Genomic DNA, 3,834 nt, shown 5'->3' on the forward strand with positions numbered 1-3,834 from the left:
CGGCGCAGGCGGTTTCGGCGAGCCCGGTGCGGATCGACCGGCCGGGCATCAGCCGACGCTGCCGATGCCGGCGGATTTCGGGGCGGAGCACGGCGGCGAGCAGCACGGGCCGCATCATCTCGCGGGGGAATTCCATGGTGGGCCCGGAGCTTTCGGCCGGCCGGGGGCCGGTGGCCCGACCGCCACGCCGGGGCCGCTGCTGGGCAACGCCGGATTCGTCCTGCCCGGGCCGGTGCTGGAGCCGGCGGAACCGGCCTTGCCCGCGACGGTGGACGAGCCGGCCGCGCCGCCGCGACGTGGCAGCATCACCACGCAGGAGGCAGGGATCACCCAGCCGCGGCCGCCCACGGTGGCGGAGGCGCGGGCGCGGGAGAAGGCCCGGAAGCGGGCCGAGGCGCAGGAGCGGGCCGAGGCGGAGGCCGCGGAAGCCAAGCAGCGCAAGAAGAAGCGACTACTCATCGGCGGTGCGGCCGTGGTGGGGATCGCGGCGCTGGTCGGCGGCGGGTATCTGGCGGCGGAGGCGTGGAACGGGCCCGAGGTGACCGCCTATTGCACGGTGGTGGCCAACAAGGGTGAGACCGTGCCCACCGGGCAGGGACAGAGTGTCACTGCGACACAGGACAATCAGGAGATCGTCGTTCCGGACAACTACTGTTCGGATGCGACGGACCACGGGGACGGCGGGATTCACCCGGGCTTCTTCTTCCTGGCGGGGCACTCGTATCGCTACTACTACGGCGGCACCGGCACCATCGGGCACGCGCCGAGCGGCGGTAGCACGTCGGCGCCCAGCGGTGCGACGGTGAAGACCAAGAGCGGCAGCACGATTCAACGCGGCGGACTCGGCGCGAAGATCCACGGTGGAGGTTCCTAGTGCGGCGGGTACGCAGCACTCCGCGGCCGGGCTGGCAGCGGATCATCGAGAGTCAGGGTCTGGTCTACGGCTCGCCGGGGCAATACCCGAGCGGGCAACCCCGGCCCTACTGGGACGAGTCGGTGCACTACGAGTTCGATATGGACGAGATCCTGGCCATGGAGGCGCAGGTCGAGGTGCTGCACTCCATGTGCCTGCACGCCGTCGAACAGGTGGTGCTGACCGAGCGATTCGCCGATTTCGGTCTGCCGCAATGGAGTTGGGAACCCATCACCAAGTCCTGGCACCGCTCCGACCCGCACATCTACGGCCGCTTCGACATGCGCTATGACGGCCGCGGCCCGGCGAAACTGCTGGAGTACAACGCCGATACGCCCACCTCCCTGCTGGAGGCGGCAATCGTGCAGTGGCACTGGCTCACCGACACCCACCCGGACGACGACCAGTGGAATTCCCTGCACGAGAAGCTGGTCGAGCGCTGGGGTGAGATGCGCGAGACGCTGCCGGGCTCGCAGCTGCACTTCAGCTGGTCGGGTGCGGACTCCTCCGGCGAGGACAATGTCACCACCGCCTACATGCAGGAGACCGCCGCCGAGGCCGGATTCGACACCGTCGCCCTGCCCATCGAGGACGTCGGATTCGACACGGAGCTGCACCGTTTCGTGGATCTGGCCGAGGCTCCCATCGAGGCCATCTTCAAGCTCTACCCGTGGGAATGGGCCCTCGACGACGATTTCGGCCGCCGCGTGGTGGAGTCCCTGCCGGAAACCATGTGGATCGAACCGCTCTGGAAGTCCCTGCTGTCCAACAAGGCGATCCTGGCGGTGCTGTGGGAGATGTACCCCGGCCACCCCAACCTGCTGCCCGCCTACCTCGACGACCCGCACGAACTCACCGAGTACATCCGCAAGCCGAAGCTGGGCCGCGAGGGCGCGAACATGACCATCGTCGGGGCGGGCATGGAAACCGCCACCGGCGGCGTCTACGGCGCCGAGGGGTACGTCTACCAAATGCTGGACCCACTCCCCGAATTCGACGGCATGCGACCGGTGCTGGGTGCTTGGATCGTGGGCGACACCTCCGCGGGACTGGGTATCCGGGAGACCGTCGGCCTGATCACCGACGACAGCTCCACCTTCGTCCCGCACCGTATACCGCAGTAGCCACCACACACCGCAGTAGCCACCGCCGATTCACCCCGACACGGAGGATCCCGATGACCACCGCTCTCGCACTCGAAGCCGGGTACTGGCACTCCCTGGGCCGCGGCGTCGGCGCGATCCTGTGCTACGCCCTGCTGGGCCTGGTGCTGCTGCTCATCGGCTTCCAGGCCGTGGACTGGACCACTCCGGGCCCCCTGCGCGCCATGGTGGCCCGGGGGCTGCCGAACGCCGTGATCGTCAGCTCCGCGGCCATGCTCAGCACGGCGTTCATCGTGGTGCTGGCCATCTACGCGCAGGCGGGCAAGCTCGCCGAGGGCCTGATCGCCACCACGATCTACGGACTGGTCGGCATCGTGGCCCAGGTGATCGCGATGCGCAGCCTGGAATTCGTGCTCGGCATCGATATCGGTGCGGTGCTGAAGAATCCGGAGTTCAGCACCGAGTCCGTGGTGGTGTCCGCCGCGCACATCGCCATCGGCCTGGTGGTGGCGGTCGCGATCCTCTGAGGCCCGGCTAGCTGTACTGCGGCAGCCGGTCCGCGGCGCGCCCCGCCGCCTCACCACCCTCACCCTCGCCCTGCTCGCACTCACCGCGCTGGACCTCCGCTCCGGCCGGTCCACCGAGGTCACCAGCCGGATCGCGGCCACCTCCCGGCACCCGGCGGACAACTCGGAGTCGCCCGCTCCACGCCGCCGCCGACGGATTCCAGGTTCGATCCCGGGCATCACGCCGCGCCCGCCTGACGAACCGCACCGACGCGAAGACAGACGCGCGGCCGAATCAGCCTGCGCGGCGGTTGCTTCCGGAGCGCCGGGTGTGGCCGCCGCGCCGGAGACGTGGCGGGCCGGGTGGATCATGGCGGTGGGGTCGGTCGGCGGGCATGCCGTGATGTTCGCGGTGGCGGCCGCGGCCGACGTTTCGGGCAATGCCCAGGTCTTGTTCGTGCTGTTGCCGTTCGAAGCCTTTGTGACGCTGGGCCGCCGGGCCGCGATCGGGGTGGCGGCGACGATCCTCGGCGTGGTGGCCACCGCCGTCGCGCTGCACGCACACGACCGCACCGGCACCGCGCGGCCGGCCGAGTTCGTGATGTTCTCGATCGGGGTGGTGTTCGCCATGGCTCTCGGGGCGCTGACGGTGCGGGCCGAGAACGGCCAGCGGCGGGCCGAACGGTTGCTGGCGGAGTTGTCGGAATCGCATGCGCGCCTGCGGGAGTACGCCGATCAGGCGGCGTCGCTGGCCGCGGCCGCCGAGCGCGCGCGGATGGCGCGCGATATCCACGACACCGCAGGACACCATTTGGCGGTGGTCGCGATCCAGCTGGAAAAGGCGGCCGCGTACCGGAGCCGGGATGCCGCCGCCGCGGATCAGGCCCTCGCCGACGCGCGCGATTCCGCACGTGCCGCACTGGATCAGGTACGCACCGCGGTGGGAACCCTACGCGCCGACACCGGCGGCTTCACGCTCGCCGCCGCACTGACGACGCTGGCGAACCGCTTGGACGGCAGCGGATTTCCGGTGCGGGTCGACATCGACGGCGCCGACGAGCCCGGCGAATCCGCGGCGTTCGCCCTGGTTCGCGATGACCACCGCGACCACCGTCCTCATCGCCTACGATCAACCACTGGTTCGCGAGGGCATCGCCTCCCTGCTCGCGCTCCAGGCCGGGGTGCGGGTGGTCGGCACCGCCGAGAATGGTTCGGCCGCAGTCGATCTCGCCTTCGAACGGAAACCCGACGTGGTGCTGATGGACGTCCGGATGCCGGTCCTGGACGGCCTGGCCGCGGCGGCGGCACTGCG

At 70.2% G+C, this 3,834-nt stretch carries 4 protein-coding genes and 1 pseudogene; all 5 read left to right on the forward strand.

The genetic code is table 11. The features are described from left to right. On the forward strand, positions 1-874 hold an 874-nt coding region (locus ACFXN1_RS42855; protein ID WP_379463903.1), incomplete at its 5' end, for a hypothetical protein. Next, positions 874-2,037 carry a glutathionylspermidine synthase family protein gene (locus tag ACFXN1_RS42860; protein ID WP_379441031.1) on the forward strand — a complete coding sequence of 388 codons (1,164 nt, stop codon included), beginning with the start codon at positions 874-876 and terminating at the stop codon, positions 2,035-2,037. The genes ACFXN1_RS42855 and ACFXN1_RS42860, both read left to right, overlap by 1 nt. A gap of 53 nt (positions 2,038-2,090) precedes the next feature. Then, positions 2,091-2,543, forward strand: a complete 453-nt coding sequence (locus tag ACFXN1_RS42865; protein ID WP_379441033.1) for a DUF350 domain-containing protein — start codon at positions 2,091-2,093, stop codon at positions 2,541-2,543. 754 nt (positions 2,544-3,297) lie between these two features. Continuing rightward, positions 3,298-3,471 (forward strand): annotated as a pseudogene (locus ACFXN1_RS42870) (histidine kinase); the annotation flags it as partial. A gap of 145 nt (positions 3,472-3,616) precedes the next feature. Next, positions 3,617-3,834 (forward strand): response regulator transcription factor (locus ACFXN1_RS42875; RefSeq protein ID WP_379463907.1); only part of this gene is annotated, 218 nt, incomplete at its 3' end.

The sequence above is a fragment of the Nocardia sp. NPDC059154 genome (assembly GCF_042755705.1).
In the GTDB taxonomy this organism is placed as follows: domain Bacteria; phylum Actinomycetota; class Actinomycetes; order Mycobacteriales; family Mycobacteriaceae; genus Nocardia.